Raw genomic sequence first — 21,402 nt, 5'->3', positions numbered from 1 at the left:
GCATCCGGATTCGGGACCTACGACTCCTCCGGCAACGGGCGTCGCAACCTACCGTCGGCGGTATGAACCAGCTACCGACCGGGGAAACCATCGAGAAGACCGTCCTGCTCGCCGGCCGGGCGCCGTCGCTGCACAACAGTCAGCCTTGGCACTGGAGGTTCGACGGTGACGCGCTGCGGCTTTTCGCCGTGCCTGACCGCATGCTCCCGGCGACGGATACCGCTGGAAGGCAGATGCTGATCAGCTGCGGTGTCGCCCTGAACCATCTGCGCGTCGCGATGGCCGCGGCGGGCTGGCGGATCCTCGTCGCCCGCTTCCCCGACCCGAACCGTCGCGAGCACCTGGCCACCGTGGCCTTCCGGCCGGCCCAGATCGTGACCGACGGCGACCGCGCCCGCGCCGAGGCCATTCTGCGGCGGCACACCGACCGGCTGCCGTTCGCGGAGCCGACCGGCTGGCCGGATTTCGAATCGGTCCTGCGGACCACCTTCGACCCCGCCGATGCCACGCTGGACGTGTTGCGGGACGACAGCCGCCCCGCCTTGGCCCGCGCCTCGGAAATAACCGCGTCGCTGCGCCGCTACGACTCCGGGTACCACGCCGAATTGCAGTGGTGGACCGGGCACACAGTCGCCGACGCGGGTGTCCCGGGGGAAGCCCTGATCTCCCCGGAGGAACGGCAGCGCGTGAGCCTGAGACGTCAGTTCCCCGCGGCCGGTGGCACGCACCGCCGAAGCGAGATCACCGACGACCACTCGGTGATCCTCGTCCTGTCCACCGATGGTGACACCCCCGACGACCTGCTGCGCTGCGGTGAGGTGCTGTCCACCGTCTTGCTCGAGTGCACCCTCGCGGGTTTCGCGACGTGTCCGCTGACCCATCTGACCGAAGTGCCACGCAGCCGTGCCGTGGTCCGGGAGCTGACCGGGCACGCCCGCCTGCCGCAGGTGCTGATCCGGGTCGGCATCGCCCCGGAGCCGGAGCCGGACGGTCCAGCGACCCCGCGCCGACCGCTCACCGAGATCCTCGACATGCCCGATAGGGCGTTCTGACGACAGCGACGACGTTTCCCCTGGCAGCCTTACCGGCCTGGCCGCGGGCGTGACTGGACAGCCATCCGGCTGGTGAGCCGCAACCCATCGCACTGACTCGAGCGTCGGCGCTCACCCGCCTGTGCACGCTCCTCCTGATGGAACCGGGCGGCCCCGATGATGAATCCGGAAGATATTGCCCGACAGCACAAGCCGCGCCGAGCGACTCGGCCGGGAACGGCGGTCACCCGAGGTGACCAACGGCCCCGCGGCGCAGGCGGAAGGCCCGTATCCGCGCGCCCGCGCACCGAGAACACTCGAAGTATGACCACCCACGACGACGCGCCTGCTGTTCCGGCACCCGATCACCCGACGATACTGGCGGCGCTACGCCTGGCCGCTCGTGCGCCGTCGGTGCACAACACCCAGCCGTGGCGCTGGATCCTGGACGGCACCCGCCTGCACCTGCACACCGACGCGGACCGGCTGCTGACCTCGACCGACCCGCTCGGTCGTCAGTTGGTGATCAGCTGCGGCACCATGCTCCACCACGTTCGCACCGTCTTCGCCGACCGTGGCTGGCACACCGACACGGTACGCATACCGAACCCGCAACGGCCCGATCATCTCGCGACGATCGAGTTTCGGCCGTGGCCGGACCCACCCGAGGGTGTTCACCCTCGTGCGCTCGCCATCGACCAGCGGCGCACCGACCGGCTGCCCTTGGCGGAACCGGAGGGGTTCGCCGACATCCTGCCCCGGCTACGCATGCTCGGCTCACCGCACGAGGTCGAAGTCGACGTGCTCGACGAAAGCGCCCGGCCACGCCTGGCCGCCGCGTCCGCTCAGACCGGTGCCCTACGCGGCAACGACCTGCTGTATCAGACCGAACTGGAGTGGTGGGCCGGACATCCGGACACATCTGAAGGCGTGCCGCCGTCCGCACTGGTGTCGGACGCCGAGTTCGCGCGTGTCGGTGTCGGACGCGTCTTTCCCTCCGCTCCGCACTCGATGCGCCGTGCGCAGCTGGAAGACCGTGCGCGACTGGTGGTGCTCAGCACCGACTGCGACTCGGTCACCCACTGGCTGCATACCGGCGAGGCACTCTCAGCCGTGCTGCTGGAATGCACCGCGGCCGGGCTGGCGACCTGCGCGCTGACCCATATCACCGAACTCCCGACCGGCCGGACACTGCTCACCGGGCTGATCCCCCGCCCGGCCACGCCGCAGGTGGTGGTTCGCGTCGGTACCGCGCCCGAGGACAGCGAGATGATCCCGCCCACCCCGCGCCGACCGCTCACCGACATTTTCACTGTCGTCAACCACCACTGAGGCGACTGCGGGGTCAGTACCCCGCATCGCGGCGGCGGAACCCGGTGAGACCGACCGCCAGGCCCGCTGCCGCAATCGCGGTGATCACGAGAATCGGCGCCGCGGTGAGGGTTTCGAACGGCATCCGCGGAGTGTGCGTGAACGGGGACGCATCGTCGAACCAGTCGGGCAGATCGAAGGCGGTCGCGAACAGCACGGCGACGGCACAGTAGGCGAAAGCCGCCCAAGCCAGTGGGACAGCAGCCCTGGGCAACCAGCCCAGTGCGAGCGCCGAGACGGCGACCACGACCCAGACCGCTGGCGCATACGCGAGCGCAACGCCGGTCATCCGGAGTGGTTGGACGGCATCCGCGACCGTCAACCCGTACGTCAGCCCGATGCCGAAGCCCCCGACAGCCAGCACGAACGCGCCGCCGGCCACGGCGATCGCGAAATGGCTCGCGAGCCAGGAGTAGCGGCTGACCGGCGCGGCCAGGACGGGTTCGGCCCGGCCCGCGGTCTCCTCCCCGCGGGCGCGCAGCACGCTGGTGACACCGTACGCGGAGGCGAGCAGCGCGACGATCGAGACCGTGAGTGCCAGATACGAATCCACCGCGTCGGCCACGCCGCCGGGCAGGTACACGGCGATCTCCGGATTGTCAGCGAGAAAGTCCTCGATGCTGTCGGCGAACGAGCCGTACGCCGCGCCCAGTGCGAAAACACCGATAGCCCAACCGCACAGGGAACCGCGCTGCAGCCGCCAGGCTAGTCCGAGCGGTGAACGCAGCGCCCGCGACGCGGTCGCGCGTCCGGTCGCGTACGGGAGCAGTCCGGCGCCGAAGTCCCGCCGTTCGAGGAGCGCGAACGCCACGGCGGTGAGCGCGAGGGGCGCGGCGGCGAACAGCAGCAGCGTCCACCAGCGGTCGCCCGCGTAGGGGTAGCTGCGCTGACCCCATCCGATGGGCGATGCCCAGGACGCGACACTGCTGCGCACGTCGCCGATCGCCCTGGCCACGTACGCTGCCGCGAGCGCCAATCCCACTGCCGCATAGACGCTGCGCGGATTCTCGAAGACCTGCGCGGCGACCGCGGTGAGGGCAGCGAAGGTGACACCGACACCCCCGGTGACGAGTCCGAGCAGCAGCGAACCGCCGACCGGAAGCCCGGTGCCGACCGCTGCGGCGAAGACCGCCAGCACGACGGCGACGTCGGCGAGCCCGGCCAGCGCCAGCGCGGCGACCGCGGGAGCCCGGCGTCCCACCCGCGCCGAACGCAGCAGTTCGGCCCTTCCGGTTTCCTCGTCCGAGCGGGTATGCCGTCCGACCAGGAACATGTTCATCAACGCGACCACGACCGCCAGATAGGCGAAGATCTCGAACACGATCTCGCCGCCGATGGTGTCCAGCAGCCGGGTCGGCCCACCCATCGCGATGGCGGCCGCGTTGGCGCTCATCGTCTCGCGGAGCTGCGCGAGTTTCTGCGGTGTGTTGTAGAAGCGCTGACTCGCCAGGGACTGGAACGCCAGCAGCGCGGCGGTGCCGAGCAGCCACCACGGCAGCGTGAAGCGCTCGCGCCGCAACGCGAACCGCAGCAGCGTGCCTGCTCCCGGGATAACCTCGCGCGGCGTCGGCGTGGCGCTCATGATTCCTCGCCCACGATGACCGGATCGGGGCCGTAATGGCGCAGGAAGATGTCCTCCAGCGTGGGTGGTGTGCTGGTGAGGCTGCGCACGCCGAGATCGGCCAGCATGCGCAGGACGTTGCCGATTTCGGCGGTGTCGGCGGCGAACCTGGCCCGCGTGCCGTTCCGGACGAGATCGTGCACGCCGGGCATCGCGTCCAGAGCTGTCGGTGGCCGTGTGGTTTCGACGGTGATCACGGTTCGTGTCAGATGCCGGAGCTGCGACAGCGTGCCGCTTTCCACCGTCCGTCCGTGCCGGATGATGCTCACCCGATCGCACAGCGCCTCCACCTCGGCCAGGATGTGGCTGGACAACAGGACGGTCCGGCCGTCGTTGCTGGTCTCTGCGATGCAACGCTGAAATTCGGCCTCCTTCAGCGGATCCAGGCCGACAGTGGGCTCGTCGAGCAGCAGCAACTCCGCGTTCGAGGCCAGCGCGGCGACGAGCGCCACCTTCTGCCGATTGCCCTTCGAATAGGCGCGTGCCTTCTGGCGCGGGTCGAGATCGAATCTCTCCAGCAGTTCGTCACGGCGCCGCCGGTTGATGTCGCCCCGCAGCCGCCCCATCAAGTCGATGACCTCACCGCCGGTGATCCCGGGCCAGAGGATGACCTCACCGGGCACATACGCCAGTCGGGCGTGCAGTGCGACCGCGTCCGACCACGGATCGCCGCCGAGCATCCGCACCGTGCCGGAGTCCGCGCGCAGCAATCCCAGCAGGACCCGGATCGTCGTCGTCTTACCTGACCCGTTCGGACCCAGAAACCCGTGTACCTCACCGGTGTGCACAGTCAAATCCAGGCCGTCGAGCGCCCTCGTAGCGCCGAAGGATTTCGTCAAACCGGCGATGGAAATCGCGGACTCGCTCATCGGGGCATCCTTCCGGCCGTGGTGTCCACGAGCCTCCGTTGACCGGCTCACCCGCCCGGTGGCGCCATACCAGCCTGCGGCTCCCCGGTACCGGAGCGGAGGAGGACATTCGGCTCGACCCGGGGGCGGAACGTCTCCGGGACTCCGGTAGGGACAGCTTGGGTGAGCGTTGGAGTCGGCGGCGACCGCCCGGCCGTGGCGTGGGCGGCGTCGGGGCCATGACGCAGTAGGCCGCAATGATCCGGCGCTGCACCTCAGGGCAGCTGGAGGGTGTGCTCGTCGTGGGCAATAGCCTGCGTCAGCCGTGCACGGGACAGTGTGTGCGGGCCGCATTCGCAGGAGGCGGGTAGGCCGTCGTCGGCGATCGCGTCGGCCGCCAGGAGGTCGACGTATCGCGTGCCACGGTCATGGGCGCCGTGTCCGGTATCGACGAAGTCGCGATCACCGTGGGCATGCGGACCGACGACCGACCGGAACACCGCTCCGGCGGATGTATCGAAGACGGTCGCCACATGATGACCGCGCCCACACCGCACCTGGAGCAGCACCTGCTCGGTAGGTTGCGCCAGCGCATCCAGCGCCTGTTCGGCGATGCGCCGCTGTTCGGGCGCCGAAAGCTTCGAATTTTCGGTCATGAGATCAGGATCGTCGCCGCCGGCGCCCACCGACAGGGCCGAAATCACCCATTCGCGTGACGATCGGCCCCATTCCGATTCCTTCGGCCACCTGACGGGGCCGCAGATTCCGGATCGGGATGCCTGCCGAACGGGACACGCGACTCGCGTCACCGGGTGTTGTCGGGTTCCCGGCAGTGTTCGGCAATCGCGGCGCGTGCGGCGCGTTCCAGGCCGACGGCGGCATCCCACCCGTCTCCGGCAGGAAGGATCGCTTCGCCGACGACGAAGTGTATGGCGCCGCGGCGGATGATCGCGCCGTGGTCGGGCCACATCATCGCGCGGGTGCCCGAGATCGCCACCGGCACGACCGGAAGGCCAGCCTGCGCGGCGATCACGAACGCGCCCATGTGGAACGGCCGCAGGCCCGGCACCGGCGAGAGGCCGCCCTCCGGGAACACCACCAGGCATTCGCCATGCCGTGCCTCTTCCACCAGGCGTTGGGTGTCGGCAACGCTGTGTTCGCGTTCGGTGCGCTCGACGAATCGAGTCCCGGCCCGCCGCAGCAAGAAGCCGAACAGCGGTTTGTGTTCGAATACTTCACCGGCCACGAAGGTGAAGCGGCCGGGAAGGATCGTGGACAACGCGATGCCGTCGAGGAGGCTGGTGTGGTTGGCGACCACGACGCAGGTTCTCAGCCGTGCGAGCCGCTCGGCTCGGTCCACGGTGATGGGGGTGCCGGTGAGCCGGGCGAGGCTGCGGGAGGCCGCGCGCAGGACGGCTCGCCGCGCGCCGAGACCGGGCACCACCGCGACGACGAGAAGTGTCGGCAGACCCACCGCGACGAGAACCGACCAGCACCACAGGGCGAACGCCACGGTTGCCGTACGCTGCCCCGCGCGTCGCAGGCCGGGGATCGCGCCCCTCGCCGCGAATCGGGCCAGCTGCCACCATACGAGCCGAGGACGAGCGCGCACATCGCCCCGCTCGTAGCGTTCCCGGGTGGCCGCACGCCGGAGTTTGCCGCTGGAGGTTTTCGGCACCGTTCCCGGCGGCGCGAGCACGACGTCGTCCGGGGGTGTTCCGAGCAGGTCGACACTTACCCCGATGATCCGTTCCCGCAACCGGGCGAGCGTGGCAGTGGCGGTCTGGCGCGTCTCGGCGAACACCACCAGCCGCTCGGTGCCGCCAGTGGGCTCGGGTGCCGCGAAAACGGCGACGCACCCCTTGCGGATTTCCGGGATATCGCCTACCGCCCGTTCGAGTTCGTCCGGGTGGAGATTGCGGCCCGCCCGGATGATGAGGTCTTTGACGCGCCCGGTCACATAGAGCTCTCCGTCGTCGAGATAACCGAGATCACCGGTGTCGAGCCAGCCGTGCCGCACCAGCGCTTTGGTTGCCCGCGGATTGCGGAAGTATCCCGCGGTGGCCGAGGGGCCGCAGAATTCGATCCGGCCTTCGCGCCGGTCGCCGAGCATGCTTCCCGCCGAGTCGACCAGGCGGATCTGGTGATCGGGGATCGTCCGGCCACAGCCGACGAAACGGAGCGGATCAGGGTCGTTCGCGGCGGCGGGGGCCGCCCTGCCGGTGCGCAGGAAACCGTCACGGTCGACTCGGTCCACGATCAGCCCCCGGCCGACCGGAGGCAGCGTGAGGCCGACGCACGCCTCGGCCAATCCGTAGACCGGGGCGTGTACCTCGCGGCGCAGTCCGTAAGCGGCGAATCGCTCACCGAACCTGGTCACGGTGTCCGCGCTCACCGGTTCGGCGCCGTTGAAGAGCATCCGCAGCGACCCGAGATCGAGCCCGTCGAGTTCCGCGTCGGCGATCTTCCGCAGACATAATTCGTAGGCGAAGTTCGGGGCCGCGGACAGCGTGCCCTGCTGGGCGTGGATGGCCCAAAGCCATTGCGCCGGACGCGCAAGGAAGTCCAGCGGCGACATCACGGCCAGCGGCACCCCGAAGTACAGACAGGACAACCAAGCGCCGATCAGACCCATGTCGTGGTACAGGGGAAGCCAGCTGACGAACAAGTCCGACGTGGCGACCTCGGCTGCCTCGCCCATCGCCCGGATATTGGACAGCAGGTTCGCGTGGGTCAGCGTCACCCCCTTCGGGTCACCGGTGCTCCCGGAGGTGTACTGCACCAGAGCGATGTCGCCTGCCCCACGGACCGAGCCTTCCACTTCCCCGTAACCGGCCAATTCTCCCGGGGTCAGGACGTGTCGTACCGACCCCACTTGGCCGCGTACCAGCTTCGCCAGGCGTGCGGCCTGCGGATCGGTAACCAGCACGCAAGCCTGCGCGTTGCCAAGGATGCGCACCTGGCGACGCAGATGCTCGGCGAGCTGTGACGGACGTGATGGCGGGTAGACCGGCACCGGGACGCCCCCGGCCAAAAGCACACCGAGGAAAGTGGTGAAATAGGCCCGGCATGTGGGCAGCATGATGGCTACCCGGTCACCGGGGCACAGCTCGCGAGCGAGCAAGGCGGCGGAGACGGTCGCGGCGGCCGACCGCATCTCGCTGTAGCTGACCTCCTCCTGCCCCCAGTCTTTCGCTCCCCCAGAGAGTATCCGCAGATGCGTGCGATCGGCGTGGGTGCGGGCATGCCAGGACAAGGCCTCGCAGAGGGTGGCGGTCGCGTCCGGTGCCCGGTCGATCCCCGGTGGTACGGCGTGCCGTATGGGCATCGACTGCCTGCGGTTGCGCACCGGCGCGCCGCGCACGGCGGTCAGAAGATCACGCGGCGTGGTCACAGTGCCGAGAACGCCGCGTTCCAGGTTCACCCCGAACGCATTCTCGGTACGGTCGAGCAACTCGGTGATGCCCAAGCTGTCCAGCCCGAGATCGCGCTCCAACTCGCTGTCGAGCGTCGCGCGCGCGGCGCGTTCCGCGGTGCGCCGCTCGGCCACGAGATCCCGGACAACGGCCAGCAGTACGTCCTCGTCCTGCCCCGAGGTCGTCACAGGTCATCCTCTTCACCGGTAGCCATGCCTGTTACATCCTTCGTGCCGCGACCGGCGCGTGCGGTGGTCCCCCGATCCGATTATGCGCGGCGCCGCGCTACAGCTTGTACCCGATCCGGCGCAGTAGCTGCCTGCGGTCTTCCTGGTCATCCTGGTTCTCCACACCCACCGGCACGGTTCCGTCGACCACGCCGACTATGCCCCTCCCCAGCTCGGTCTCGGCGATCAATACCTCGACTTGATTGGCTGTGGCACAGAAGATTCCGCAGACCTCAGGGACCTGCCGTATCGCATTGAGCACATTGACCGGATATCCCTCGTGCAGGAACACGATGAACGAGTGCCCCGCGCCGACGGCGACCGCGTTCTTCGTGGCGAGTTCGATCAGGTCGTCGTCGTTTCCCGAGTGACGGACCAGCCGCGGCCCGGACGCCTCGCAGAACGCCACCCCGAACCGCAGGTGCGGGCTGATCCCGACCAGTGCCTCGTGCAGGTCTTCCACGGTCTTGATGAAGTGGGACTGCCCGAGGATCACGTTGAGATCGTCCGGTTTGTCTATACGTACCGCAGTCAGCTCCATCGCAACAGCGTGCGCTCGAGCGAGTCGCAGCCGCCAGGGCGATAGGTCCCGGCGTGCCGGGATCTTCTGCCCTTGCCGGCGCACAGCGCGGATTCGGCGGTAATGCCCATCATCGCGGGACCTTCGCCCCTGTGCAGTGGCAACCGGCCCGGCGCACGCTCATCACACGAGACCGAGGAGGCTTCGATGGAGTACCGGGTGGCCCTGGTGGAGTCGGCACCCGAGACGGTGTTGCGGGTGCCACGGGAGATTCGTCCGAACCCGAATCTGCTCGGCGAGGACATCGTCGAAGGAATGCGGGAACTGGCCCAGATCGCCCAACGCGCCGGATTGACCGCCAGCGGTGCGCCGACGATCACCTTTCACCACGAGCTGCTCGCCGACGAGGCGATCGCGGTGGATTTCGGCGTACCGGTGGAACCAGCGCCCAAGCTCGGCCCCAGTTCCGGCGCGGAGGTGGTCGTGGTGCCGGGAACGCTCGTCGCCCGCACCTGCCACCGCGGCAGCTACCGCGAACTCGGCGACGCCTACACCGCGTTGCGGGAATGGCTGCACGACTCCGGCTATCGGACCACCGGACCGCCGACCGAGGCGTACCTGATCGGTCCCGACGAGGTGACCGATCCGCGGCGGCTGCTCACGGAGATCCGTTTGCCGGTGGCGCCCGCACCGGCCATCGCCATACATCTCGACGCGCCGTTCGACGTCGCTGTGCGCCGAACCCGAGACGCCTTGCGGCATCAGGGGCTCCGCGTTATCGCGGAAGTCGACCTCCAGGCCACTCTGCGCGAGCAGATCGGCGAACAGATCGAAGACTTCCTGCTCCTCGGTGTGTGCGATCCCCGGCTCACCTATCGTGCGCTGACGGCCGACCGTCAAGCCGCGCTGCTGCTGTCCTGCACGGTGGTGGTGCGTTCCATCGACACCGGCACGCTGGTCGAAGCTACCGATCCCGATCTGCTCGTGCGTGCGACCACCCAGCCGGCGTTGCGCCCGGTCGCCGTGGACGCGCGTCGGTTACTCGCCGCCGCGCTGGAGAGCCTCCGCGATTCGGCACCGGCATCGGCGTAACGGACCTCGTCCCGCCGAACCCCGCTTCCTGGTCTTGGGCACTGCGGACGCTATCCCAGCACGGGAGTAACGGATGACGCGGCGAAGGTGGCATTGCCGGCCCGATCTACCGCGCAGCCTCCGTCACGAATAGTCGCGGCGGCCAGGTCCGCCGTAGCTCTTCGCGTCGCCGAGCCGGTGCTCAGGTGGAGACTCGCCGCGTGACCAGCGGTGACGATGGTCCCACAGGCACGGGCACGAGTCCTCTCACCCAACCGAACGCGCGCGAGCAAGCTCTTCGATATGGATGTCTTCCGTTTCGACACCCTGGGTCCGGGTAGTGCCGTTCACGCCATGGATCTGCTACCCGCCGCCGTCTACTCCGTGCGCGCCCACCGCGACGAATTCACCGGCCGCGACGTCTGGTTGTGCAGCGTCGGGCCCGGTCCGGCGCTCGGCGGCCGGACGGAAGCCATCGACCGGAGTCGGCCGGCCACGGCACCCTCCACCTCGACTCATCCGTGAAAGGCGAACCCATGAGCTATCACCGTGATCCCCTCGCCCCCGCGGTCCACACCGCACACGAGTGGCTGCGCGCTGTCGCCGACGGACTCGGCACCGAGGACCGCCCCTTCGCGCACCGCGCTCTGCGCGCCTGGCTGCACTCGGTGCGTGACCGCATCGGCGTCAGTGCGGCCGCGCACCTGAGCGCGCAGCTGCCCGAACTGTTGCGCGGGATCTTCTATGAGGGCTGGGTTCCCGCTCACGTCCCCGTCCGGCACGATGTGGAGTCCTTCCTCAGCCAGTTCGCCGCGGAGGCAGGCGTCTCGCGCGACGAGGCCGTCGCGCTCGCCGGCGCGGTCACCGACTCGCTCAGCGATCTGTTCTCCCCCGGACAACTCGACCACGTGTTCGCGCTCCTACCCGAGAATCTACGGTCCATCCTGCGTGGTTCCGATTTGGCCAGCACGTTGGCGACGGCCGCGGTCACGCAACCGGAACCATCTCGCTTCGACGACATCGACAACCGCCTGCGGGCGCTGTCCGACGCCGTGGCGGCGCTGGTTCGCGGTCTCGAGGAACCGGTCGGCGGCGAGGCACACAATGCCGCGCGGGTTTCCGCGGCTCAGCAGGCCCACCGCATCCTGCTCGCCGAAGGGCTGACCGGATCCGCCGCAGCCCCACGCTGAGATCAGGCCCGGTCGCGGCCGACGCTCACTCCCTGGCCGCCTCCGGCCGGGTGAGCCGCCGCACCTCGGCGTGTTCCCGCAGCCGCTGGATCTCGCGCCCGATTCCGTCGGCGATCACGGCGATATCGGGCGCGGTGTCGTAGTCTCCCGTGATGCCGAACGTCAGGCGGTCCGCATAGCTGAGAATCGCGATAGCGGTTCGCAACCGCATGGCGATCGGTACGGCCGGTAACAACTCCAGGACTCGCCGCCCGCCGATGGTGAGTTCGTGGCGCGGGCCGGGCACGTTGGTCGCTAGCGCGCCGACGCTTCGCTGCGGAAAGCGCGCCAGCAGCCGGATACCCCAAGCCATGGGCGCGAAGGGTAATCGTCCCGCCAACTCCAGCATCGAACTCTCCGCGCGGGCTTCACCTCTGGACTTGTGCTTCGTCATCCGGGCGTGAATGACGTCCAGGCGCTCGACCGGATCGGCCACATTGATCGGCAGGAACGGCAGCATTGCCGAAACGCGGTTGTCAAGCGTGTATTTCCCCTCCGTGGACCGCATCGACACCGGAACGAGAATGCGCAACTTGTCGGGGGACGGCCGCTCGTTCCGGCTGAGCAAGAGGTCGCGGTACGCGGCGGCGACGGCAGCCAGCACGACATCGTTCACAGTGGCGCCGAACGCCCTGCCGATCGCATGGACCTCCGGCAGTGCGGCCCGTGCGACGACGTACCGGCGCTGCCGTCCAATGGGGCCGTTGAGGGAGCACTGAGCGGTCGGCGAAACCGCGGCGACAGCCAAGGGTGCCAGGCTGCGCGCCACGCCGATGAGGTATCGCGGCAGGACAACCGGCAGTCGTAGTCCTTGCCGAGCCACATCCAGCCACTCCATCGCGGTACGGACCCGGGACGCGGGCGCGGCCTTGGTGGTCTCCGGTGCCACCGGATCGCAGAGATTCTCGAAGACGGAGATCCCCGACACGCCGTCGACCAGGCTGTGATGGGCTTTGACGATCAGCGCCCATCGGTCCCCGGCGAGGTGTTCGACGACGACGGCCTGCCACAGCGGATGATCGCGGTCGAGCCGCTCCTCCAGTTCGGTCGCGACGAGTTCACACAGCGCGGGCTCGTCGCCGGGTGCGGGCAGCGCGGTCCATCTGATGTGGCGTTCGAGATCGAAATTCGGGTCGTCCTCCCACACCGGCGTGGCCAGATCGAGCGGAGCCCGGCGTACCTTCTGACGGAGGCGGACGTTCTGTTCCACGCCTCTGGCCAGCACACCGATGAGTTCGTCTCTACTCGGCGGTGTTCCGGAAATGATCGCCACCGCGCCGATCCCGAGACTGATATGCCGGTCGGCGTCCTCCAGTTCGATGAAGCCCGAATCGAGGGGGCGTAGTTCTGTCATGGTGCATGCTCCGGATGCGTCACTACATATCCCTGCCGATCGGCCTGCTCATTCGCCGCCACTCGGATTCCCAGGCCGCGCCCCGGATCCGGCCCAGCAGCCAGTTGGTAGTGAGCACCAGAGCTATTGCGACACAACATATCCCGGCCAGTACCGCCAAGCCGGTCAGTATTCCGGACCACGCCGCGTCGGACGACGGCCGCGGCGGCGCGGTCACCTTTTCGTCCGGGCCGAGCCACACCGTGACACGGCTGCCGAGTTCGGTTGTACCGGGAACCTCCACTGTCGCGCTGTGTTCGCGGCCGCCGCGGGTCCAATGCACGGGTGCTTCCCGCTGTTCTTGGATGCCCTCGTATCGGGCCGCCGCCACCCGCCGCACCGGTTCTCCCGCGACGGTGGCGGTCACCGCGGCCTTCTCCGCGTTCTCGGTGCGGATCCGATCGACCGCGCCCGTGTAACCCGCGGTACCGGCCGCGCCCGCCAACGGAATCGCGAGTAGTACCACCGCCGCAGCCAGCAGTCGCACCAGTGCCTCCCACCGGTCCGAGGCGCGCATCAGCGGATTGACGCTCCACGGCTGCGATCGCCATAGCCGAAGCACGGCCGGCGGATACTGCGACACCTCGATCACCTCTTTCGGGCACCCGCGTCGGAGACGGCCACGTCCAGCGGATGCAGCACTTCGTCGAGTGGGCGGCGCGCAGTGGCGGGCACCGGGCCCGCTTCCTTGTCCGCCCATCCGATCCGGACGACGATGTGCGGGTAACCGCTCTCGCCGAGAACATTCGTGCGGATCCGGTTTCTGGTGCCGGTCAACTCCAGCGGCTCGGTCAACGGGCACGTCGCCAGACCGAGTGTCGTGGCGGTCAGCAGCACCGCGCTGGCGGCCTCGCCCGCCCGCAATCGCGACAAACGATCATCGCGGGGCGTACTGAGCAGGATCAGCCGGTCGGCGGCGTCGACATCGCCGATAACCGTCTGCGGCAGGCCTGGATTCGAGAACGGGCGCACGGCCGGATCGCCTGCCAGCAGCAACGCGTGTCGCTCCGGTGCGCTGTGCCTGCCACTCCACTGCGCGAGCTCCAGGCCGTAGGAGAAGTCGCGGGTATGTTCCCAGGCCGCTTGCTCGAATGCCCGCAGCAACTCGGTCCGGGCAGGGCCGGCATTGATGCAGCGCGCGTGGACTCCGTTCCCGGCACCGGCGGCGACGGCCTCGACGTAGGCGACGGGCACCGCCCGGGAAGCGTAACGCCTGCGATCGGTGTGCCGCCGGTAGATGGCTCCTGCCATCCGAAACGCTTCGGGAGTGGTGGTGGCGGCATGGAATTCGACCACAGCCAGATGTCGCGGCTCAGCGGGATCCGGCAGCCGATGGATCACCGTCGCCCATCCGAGTCCGAGCGCCGCGACCCGCAGATGATGCAGCGCCGCCCCGCAACTCAGCAGCAGATCGCGCCCCTCCGGGTCGGTGTGCGGCAGCCATCGGCTCTCGTCGGCATAGAGGTGCACGGTGCCGTCACCGATTCGCCACAGCCATGGCTGGGTGTTGTGCACCGATGGCGCCCGCACCGCCGAAGCCAGTGCGGAGCGAAGCGTCTCGCGGTCGGGGTGGGCACGCGGCATCGCGGACGCGTTGAACTCGGCCACGATATGCACCTCCCAGCTGACTACACCGGCTTGGTCCTGCATTCAGCATCGCGCTATGCGGCGGCGCAGATAGCAGTCGAAGGTCACCGAATGCGAGGCCCTCCGGCCACGGAACGGCCCTGCGGACGAGCGGGCAGTCCCGGCGCCGCTGCGATACACCGAGGCTGCCGGTCCTGAGGTGACGAGCGGTCGTCCGGAATGGGACCTTGGTCCTTATCCCGAGGGCCCCTGCGATGCGTAGTCTCGACCCCACCACTTCTTCCCGGATTGGACACCACCATGATCACGGTGTTTCTGGTCGACGACCACGAAATAGTCCGCCGCGGCCTGGTCGACCTGCTCTCGGCCGACCCCGAGCTGTCCGTCGTCGGCGAGGCGGGCGACGTCGCGCAGGCACTTGCCCGCATCCCGGCGCTGCGGCCCGACGTCGCCGTCCTCGACGTGCGCCTGCCCGACGGCAACGGCATCGAACTCTGCCGCGACCTGCTGTCGAAACTCGACGATCTGCGGTGCCTGATCCTCACCTCGTTCACCGACGAGCAAGCCATGCTCGACGCCATCCTCGCCGGCGCCAGCGGCTACGTGGTCAAGGACATCAAAGGCATGGAGCTGGCGAAGGCCATCAAGGAAGTCGGAGCAGGACGCTCTTTGCTCGACAACCGCGCCGCCGCCGCGCTGATGCAACGGCTGCGCGCGAATACCCAGCAAGACGGCCCTTTGGCCGGACTCACCGAGCAGGAGCGCAAGTTGCTCGACCTCCTCGGTGAGGGCCTGACCAACCGGCAGATCGCACAGCGCATGTTCCTGGCCGAGAAAACGGTGAAGAACTACGTCTCCCGGCTGCTGGCCAAGCTGGGTCTGGAACGGCGCACCCAGGCTGCGGTCTACGCGTCGAAGCTCCGGTCGAGGTCGTCCGGGTCCACGGCCGACTTCTGATCTTCGTCGCTTCGTCGAGCCGTCGCGCGGCCGGCGAGCCCGCATCCGAATTGCCGAACGTTCACTTCGAGCAGTGCGTGAAATAATCTTGCTCTATGGCCACCTGCCATAGGCAAAGCCGGGACTCGGAGCAGTCGACATGACCGATGACGCGCTCACCGATACCTACTCGGTGCGTGACACGCTATCGCAGCTGCGGCTCCGGGAACTGCTGGCCGAAGTCAAGGATCGCATCGAGCAGATCATCGACGCTCGCGATCGGATGGACGGTCTGATCGAGGCGATGCTGTCGGTCACCTCCGGCCTGGACCTCGATCGCACCCTGCGCACGATCGTGCACACGGCCACGTCACTGGTCGACGCCCGTTACGGCGCGCTGGGCATCCGCGGCCACGACCAGCAACTCACCCAGTTCGTCTATGAAGGCATCGATGAACCGACCCGGAAACGCATCGGTGATCTCCCCCAGGGCCACGGTGTCCTCGGGTTGCTGTTCAGCCAGCCCAAACCGATCCGCCTGGACAACCTCGCAGACCATCCGTCCTCGGTCGGGTTCCCCGCACACCATCCGCCGATGCGCACCTTCCTCGGCGTGCCCGTCCGCATTCGCGACGAGGTCTTCGGCAACCTGTACCTGACGGAAAAGGCCAACGGCCAGCCGTTCACCGAGGACGACGAGGTCATCGTGCGAGCGTTGGCGGCCGCGGCCGGGATCGCCATCGACAACGCGAACCTGTACGAATCCGCGCGCACCCGCCAAGCCTGGATCGAGGCCACCCGCGACATCACGACCGAATTCCTCGCCGGCACCGCATCCGACCAGGTCCTGGCGCACCTCGTCGAGGCGACGCGCCGGCTCACCGGCTCGGAGCGGACGTTTCTCGCGGTCGTCCCCGACCCCGAGCGCGGGTCCGACGACATCACCGAACTCCTGATCACGCACGCCGCGGGCACCGAGGACAACCGGCACCCGGTGAAGCTGCCGTTCGCGGACACAACGATCGGCACGGCGTTCCGGCTGCATGCGCCGCAGCGCCTCGACGACTCGCGCCGCGCCGATCTCGGCAAGATCTTCCCGGATGCAGGGCCCGCACTGGTCCTGCCCATGCAGACATCCGACACCACCGTCGGTGTGCTGGTGGCGCTGCGTTCGGTGGAGTCGGCGCCGTACGACGACGAGACGCTCGAATTGACCGCCGCCTTCACCAACCAGGCCGCCCTGGCGATGCAACTGGCCGACGCGCAACGACGCATGCGTGAACTGGACATTCTGTCCGACCGCGACCGCATCGCCCGGGACCTGCACGACCACGTCATCCAGCGGTTGTTCGCCGTCGGCCTCAACCTGCAGGGCACCGTGCCCCGCTCACGTGTGCCGGAAGTGCGGGAACGGCTCACCGAGGCGATCAACGACCTGCAGGACGTCGTCCAGGAGATCCGTACCTCGATCTTCGACCTGCACGGCGGCGACGGCCACAGCGCGCGAGTCCGGCAGCGCATCGAGGAAGCGATCCGGCAGCAAACCGACGCCAGTGCGATCCGCACCTCCGTCCACATCGCAGGCCCGCTGTCGGTGATCGATCCCGAACTGGCCGACCATGCGGAAGCCGTGGTGCGCGAGGCCGTCAGCAACGCCGTCCGGCACTCCGGCGCCGAGTCGGTCTCGGTCGAGATCGCAGTCGCCGATGATCTGACCATCCTCGTCGAGGACGACGGCTGTGGCATGCCGGAGAATGTCACGCCCAGCGGTCTGACGAACCTGGCCCGGCGCGCCGAGGAGGCGGACGGGACCTTCACGATCGGCTCCGGCACCGGGCCCGGGGGAGACACGGCCGGGACCCGGCTGTGCTGGAAGGTTCCCTTGCACTGAGCATCGGATCAGCAATCACCGGGCAACACACTCGTTTGCCCGCGCATGCGGTGTGCCGGGTGAAGAATGGGTCGCATGCGAACCGTGCTCATTCTCGGTGCCGGGTTCGGGGGTTTGGAGCTGGCCACCCGCTTGTCGGGTTCGCTGGCCGACGAAGTCAGAGTCGTCCTTGTCGACCGGAACGATTCGTTTACGTTCGGCTTCGCCAAGCTGGAGATCCTGTTCCGGGACGTGCCACCGGCGGCCGTTCGCGTTCCCTACACCGGCCTCGCGCATCCGGGTGTCGAGTTCCGCCAGGAGGAAGTCACCGCGATCGACCCGCGGACGCGACGCGTCGTGACCGACCGATCCGAATACGAACCGGACATTCTCGTCGTCGCGCTCGGCGCCGACTACGACCCCACCGCGACCCCAGGGTTCGCGGACGACGGACACGAGTACTACTCGATCGAGGGCACCTGCCGGCTGCGCGACCGGCTCGAGAGTTTCGACGGCGGGACGGTGATCCTCGCGGTTCTGAGCGTCCCCTTCAAGTGCCCGCCCGCGCCTTATGAGGGTGCGATGCTCTTGGACGAGATGCTGACCCGGCGCGGCGTGCGCGACCGCACTCGCATGCACATGATCACCCCGATGGACTCGCCGATCCCGGTGTCGCCGGACACCTCCGCGGCCATTGTCGAGGCGCTGGCCCGGCGCGGCATCGAGTACTCCCCCGGGCGTCGAGTCCATGCCCTCGATCCGAGCCGGCACATGGCGGTCACCCATACCGGCGATCTCGCCTACGACCTGTTCATCGGGATACCGAAACACCGCGTTCCGGATGTCGTCGAGGCATCAGGGCTGACCGTGGGCGGAACCGACGGCTGGATCGCCGTCGACCCGCACACCCTGGAAACGCCGTACCCGGACGTCTATGCCATAGGTGACTGCGCCGATGCGCCGGTCCCGCGCGCGGGTGTCTTCGCCGAGGATGCCGCCCGAACGGTCGCGGCGGGCATCGCAGCGAAGGTGCGTGGGTCGACGCCGTCCGAGAAGTACCTGGGGAGAGGGGTGTGCCATATCGAGTTCGGCGGCGGGCTGGTCGGCAAGGTCGACGCCGACTTCCTCTCCGGACCCGCGCCGGTGGCGCCGTTCTCCGCTCCTTCCGAGGAGCTCGCCCGAGAGAAGGCCGATTCGGCCGCCGCCCGGCTCGACCGCTGGTTCACTCGCTGATCGCGCGGTCCTCCGCCTCGCCCTCTCGCCATGCCTTTGTGAGCACATCGGCGATCTGAGCCAGCCCTGATGCCACGGTCATCCGCCAGTGCGTCGTCGATACGGCGTGGTTGTACACGGTGCCGTCGACGATCTCACTCCAGATCGACGCGCCGACGCAGCCGGTCGGGTCGTCCAGAGCGGCGGTAAAGTACACGACATCACCCTGATAGACCGGCGGCTGGTAGGCGGTGCGCAGGGCCACCGAATGCACTGCCGCGTCGAGGATCCGGGTGACCCGGTCGGCGCCGAAGGAGGCGAACGGTTCGGGCAGCTCGGTGAACATCTGCGGCAGTGCCGTCCAATCCACCTCGGCGACGTTGCCCAGATCGCCGGCCGCTTCACCGAGCAGGCCGCCGATCAGCTCCGCCACCGGCACCTGACCGGCATCGCTGACCGGCGTGCCGGGCGGGTCGGCCATGTAGCTGTCCATCACCGCCAACAGGGCGACGGTCTCGCCCTCGCGTTGCAGCTGCACCGCCATTTCGTGGGCGATCACCCCGCCGAAGGACCAACCCAGCAGGTGGTACGGACCCTCCGGTTGTACCGAGCGGATCTGTTCGAGATAGCGCGCCGCCCAGCCCTCGATCGAGTCCGGCATCGCGGCGTCGGCCGTGGCCAGCACCGGGGTTTGCAAACCGTAGAGCGGCCGGTCCGGGTCGAGGTAGGCGGCCAACCCGGCATACGACCAGGAAATCCCCGACACCGGATGCACACAGAACAGCGGTGCCGCCGAACCCCCGGGCCGCAGCGGCAACAGCATGTCGAACGCCGCCTCGGTTTCCACCTGTCCGCTGGCCCGGCGCGCCAGATCCGCCACCACCCCTGCCGGTGTGGGCGCGGTGAACACCCGCATCACCGGCACCTTCGTACCCAACCCGGCCGACAGCCGGGCGGTCAGCTTCGCCGCGATCAGCGAGTTCCCGCCGTGTTCGAAGAAGTTGTCGTCCATCCCGAACCGGTCCAGGCCCAGCACCTCCGCGAACGCCGCGGCCACGATCTCCTCCACCGGCGTGGCGGGCGCACGGAACTCCCGTTGCTGGAACTGCGGGGCGGGCAGTGCACGACGGTCGAGCTTGCCGTTGACCGTCAACGGCATGGTGTCGATCACGACGATCGCGGCGGGCACCATGTAGCCGGTGAGGAACTCGCCGACCTGGGTGCGAAGTTCGGTCGGATCCGGCTGCGCGCCCGGCTTGGGCACGACGTATCCGACCAACTGCTCCCCCAGCACCGGGTCGGTGCGGACCAGCGCAACGGCCTGACTCACACCCGGGCACCGCAGCAACGCCGCCTCGATTTCACCGAGTTCGATCCGGAAACCCCGCACCTGCACCTGCTGATCACCTCGCCCGCCATAGGCCAGCCCCGGCTCACCACCGCAGCGGGTCCACCGCGCGATATCCCCCGACCGATACATCCGCGACCCCGGCGCACCGAACGGATTCGCCACAAACCGCGTCGCGGTCAACCCCGGCCGCCCCACATACCCGCGAGACACTTGGCTGCCTGCGACATAGATCTCACCCGGAGTGCCGAACGGTGCCGGACGCAACCGGACATCCAGCACCGGGGTGTCCAGTCCAGGCAGGGCGCGGCCGATGAGGCTGGACTGGCTGTCGATCAGGTGGTCATCGAGGGACAGGAACGACACGTGCACCGTGGTCTCGGTGATGCCATACATGTTCACCAACCGCGGCGCATCCACCGGATACCGCTCATACCAACGCGACAACTGCCGCAGATCCAGCGCCTCACCCCCGAAAATCACATACCGCAACGCCAACTCACCGGCCGAGGCCTCCCGGTCGGCCTCGATCAACTGACTGAACGCCGACGGGGTTTGGTTCAACACCGTCACCCGCTCCCGAACCAGCAACTCCCGGAACAGTTCCGGGGAACGCGAAGTCGCGTAATCGACCATCACCACACTGCCACCACTCGCCAGCGCGCACCACAACTCCCACACCGAGAAATCGAACGCGAACGAATGAAACACCGTCCACACATCACGCTCGCCGAACCCGAACAACGGCTCAGTGTTGGCGAACAACTCCACCACATTCCGATGCGTCACCCCCACACCCTTCGGCACCCCAGTAGAACCAGACGTATAGATCACATACGCCAGATTCTCCGGCCGCAACGGCGCCACCCGCTCCGCATCAGTCACCGGATCATCCACGAACCCCACCGTCTGCTCCAACACCACCACCGGCACACCACTGACCGACAGGGCCGACCGTTCCGCAGCGGTGGTCAGCACACACACCGGCGCCGCATCCGCCAACACCCCCGCCACCCGCCCGCTCGGATAGGTCAAATCGAGCGGCAGGTACGCCGCACCCGCCATCAGCACACCCAGCAACGCGACCGGCAGCTCTTCGGTCCGCGACACCGCCACCGCGACAAGCGATTCCGGCCCCGCCCCCACCGCGATCAACCCACGCGCCACCTGGTTCGCACGCCGATACAACGCATCGAAACTCAGGGTCGTATCGCCGAACCGCACAGCCACCGCATCAGGCCGAAGCCGCGCCTGCTCACCGATCAACCCCGGCAGCGTCGCCGCAGGCGCGGACATGATCACGCCTTCTATCCCCGGCTGTGCCAGGCTGGCCTGACTCGATTGCGGAGCGGACGGGTCACCGGCGAGGAGCCCCTCGGTCTCGCCTTCGTCGAGAATGTCGATGTCCCACACCAGGGTCGAGGGTTTGCCTGCCACCCCGGCCACGACGCGTTCGAACCGGCGGCCGAACGCGTGGACGGTGGATTCCTCGAAAAGGTCTGTGGCGTAGGTGAATGTCACGGCCAACCCCGCATGGCCACCGTGTTCGCCGACCTGGGGTTCGACGATTACCTGTAGATCGAACTTGGCTGTGATCGCGCCGTTGTCTAGGGCGGTCACCGTCAGATCGGGTAGCTCGAGCGTGGGCTGTTCGATGTTCTGGAACGACAGCATCACATTGAACAGTGGGTTGTGCGCTCCGGTGCGTGCCGGGTCGATCTC

At 68.3% G+C, this 21,402-nt stretch carries 18 protein-coding genes; 8 read left to right on the top strand and 10 right to left on the bottom strand.

The window, feature by feature from the left end; translation table 11 throughout:
- Positions 1-62: 62 nt before the first annotated feature.
- Positions 63-1,052 carry an Acg family FMN-binding oxidoreductase gene (locus NA4_RS12960; RefSeq protein ID WP_067469232.1) on the top strand — a complete coding sequence of 330 codons (990 nt, stop codon included), beginning with the start codon at positions 63-65 and terminating at the stop codon, positions 1,050-1,052.
- Between the two features lie 303 nt (positions 1,053-1,355).
- Positions 1,356-2,363 (top strand): Acg family FMN-binding oxidoreductase, encoded by a 1,008-nt coding sequence (locus NA4_RS12955; RefSeq protein WP_067469228.1) that lies wholly within the window; start codon positions 1,356-1,358, stop codon positions 2,361-2,363.
- Positions 2,364-2,376: 13 nt separating this feature from the next.
- On the opposite strand, the gene NA4_RS12950 is transcribed toward NA4_RS12955, so the two are convergent.
- From NA4_RS12950 to NA4_RS43235, 6 genes are all read right to left on the bottom strand, one after another.
- Positions 2,377-3,984 carry an ABC transporter permease gene (locus NA4_RS12950; RefSeq protein ID WP_067469225.1) on the bottom strand — a complete coding sequence of 536 codons (1,608 nt, stop codon included), beginning with the start codon at positions 3,982-3,984 and terminating at the stop codon, positions 2,377-2,379.
- A complete protein-coding gene (locus NA4_RS12945; RefSeq protein ID WP_067469222.1) occupies positions 3,981-4,892 on the bottom strand; it encodes an ABC transporter ATP-binding protein in 912 nt (303 codons plus the stop codon). The genes NA4_RS12950 and NA4_RS12945 overlap by 4 nt, the downstream gene beginning before the upstream one ends.
- A gap of 254 nt (positions 4,893-5,146) precedes the next feature.
- Entirely contained in the window at positions 5,147-5,527 is a 381-nt protein-coding gene (locus tag NA4_RS12940) for a hypothetical protein (protein WP_169811024.1), read from the bottom strand.
- Between the two features lie 149 nt (positions 5,528-5,676).
- Positions 5,677-8,475: an AMP-binding protein gene (locus NA4_RS12935; RefSeq protein WP_067469219.1), complete on the bottom strand. Its 2,799-nt coding sequence runs from the start codon at positions 8,473-8,475 to the stop codon at positions 5,677-5,679.
- 97 nt (positions 8,476-8,572) lie between these two features.
- Entirely contained in the window at positions 8,573-9,055 is a 483-nt protein-coding gene (locus NA4_RS12930; protein ID WP_067469216.1) for an adenosine-specific kinase, read from the bottom strand.
- On the bottom strand, positions 9,046-9,168 hold the full coding sequence (locus NA4_RS43235; protein WP_281180008.1) for a hypothetical protein: 123 nt from the start codon (positions 9,166-9,168) through the stop codon (positions 9,046-9,048). The genes NA4_RS12930 and NA4_RS43235 overlap by 10 nt, the downstream gene beginning before the upstream one ends.
- Before the next feature lie 73 nt (positions 9,169-9,241).
- On the opposite strand from NA4_RS43235, the gene NA4_RS40290 reads away from it, so the two are divergent.
- From NA4_RS40290 to NA4_RS12915, 3 genes are all read left to right on the top strand, one after another.
- On the top strand, positions 9,242-10,126 hold the full coding sequence (locus NA4_RS40290) for a DUF302 domain-containing protein (RefSeq protein ID WP_169811023.1): 885 nt from the start codon (positions 9,242-9,244) through the stop codon (positions 10,124-10,126).
- Between the two features lie 282 nt (positions 10,127-10,408).
- Positions 10,409-10,630 (top strand): hypothetical protein, encoded by a 222-nt coding sequence (locus tag NA4_RS12920; protein WP_067469213.1) that lies wholly within the window; start codon positions 10,409-10,411, stop codon positions 10,628-10,630.
- Between the two features lie 11 nt (positions 10,631-10,641).
- Positions 10,642-11,295: a DUF2267 domain-containing protein gene (locus NA4_RS12915; protein WP_067469210.1), complete on the top strand. Its 654-nt coding sequence runs from the start codon at positions 10,642-10,644 to the stop codon at positions 11,293-11,295.
- Between the two features lie 25 nt (positions 11,296-11,320).
- Here NA4_RS12915 and NA4_RS12910 read toward each other — a convergent pair whose 3' ends face one another.
- Genes NA4_RS12910 through NA4_RS12900 form a run of 3 tightly spaced genes read right to left on the bottom strand, consistent with a single transcriptional unit; the run spans position 11,321 to position 14,335 of the window.
- Complete coding sequence (locus NA4_RS12910) at positions 11,321-12,688, bottom strand: wax ester/triacylglycerol synthase family O-acyltransferase (protein WP_067469207.1); 1,368 nt, start codon at positions 12,686-12,688, stop codon at positions 11,321-11,323.
- A 22-nt stretch (positions 12,689-12,710) separates the two neighbouring features.
- On the bottom strand, positions 12,711-13,310 hold the full coding sequence (locus NA4_RS12905) for an Rv1733c family protein (RefSeq protein WP_157128973.1): 600 nt from the start codon (positions 13,308-13,310) through the stop codon (positions 12,711-12,713).
- 5 nt (positions 13,311-13,315) lie between these two features.
- Complete coding sequence (locus tag NA4_RS12900) at positions 13,316-14,335, bottom strand: Acg family FMN-binding oxidoreductase (protein ID WP_307188579.1); 1,020 nt, start codon at positions 14,333-14,335, stop codon at positions 13,316-13,318.
- A 279-nt stretch (positions 14,336-14,614) separates the two neighbouring features.
- Here NA4_RS12900 and NA4_RS12895 point away from each other — a divergent pair, with 279 nt between their 5' ends.
- From NA4_RS12895 to NA4_RS12885, 3 genes are all read left to right on the top strand, one after another.
- A complete protein-coding gene (locus NA4_RS12895) occupies positions 14,615-15,271 on the top strand; it encodes a response regulator (protein WP_067469243.1) in 657 nt (218 codons plus the stop codon).
- Positions 15,272-15,410: 139 nt separating this feature from the next.
- Positions 15,411-17,141 carry a sensor histidine kinase gene (locus NA4_RS12890; RefSeq protein ID WP_067469200.1) on the top strand — a complete coding sequence of 577 codons (1,731 nt, stop codon included), beginning with the start codon at positions 15,411-15,413 and terminating at the stop codon, positions 17,139-17,141.
- Positions 17,142-17,216: 75 nt separating this feature from the next.
- Complete coding sequence (locus tag NA4_RS12885; RefSeq protein ID WP_067469240.1) at positions 17,217-18,353, top strand: NAD(P)/FAD-dependent oxidoreductase; 1,137 nt, start codon at positions 17,217-17,219, stop codon at positions 18,351-18,353.
- Here NA4_RS12885 and NA4_RS12880 read toward each other — a convergent pair.
- Positions 18,343-21,402: non-ribosomal peptide synthetase (locus NA4_RS12880; RefSeq protein ID WP_157128972.1), on the bottom strand; the 3,060-nt coding region annotated here is incomplete at its 5' end. The genes NA4_RS12885 and NA4_RS12880 overlap by 11 nt on opposite strands.

Origin of the sequence: Nocardia amamiensis NBRC 102102 (genome assembly GCF_001612745.1) — a bacterium.
In the GTDB taxonomy this organism is placed as follows: Bacteria; Actinomycetota; Actinomycetes; order Mycobacteriales; family Mycobacteriaceae; genus Nocardia; species Nocardia amamiensis.
This window is presented reverse-complemented; position numbering and strand designations above follow the sequence as displayed.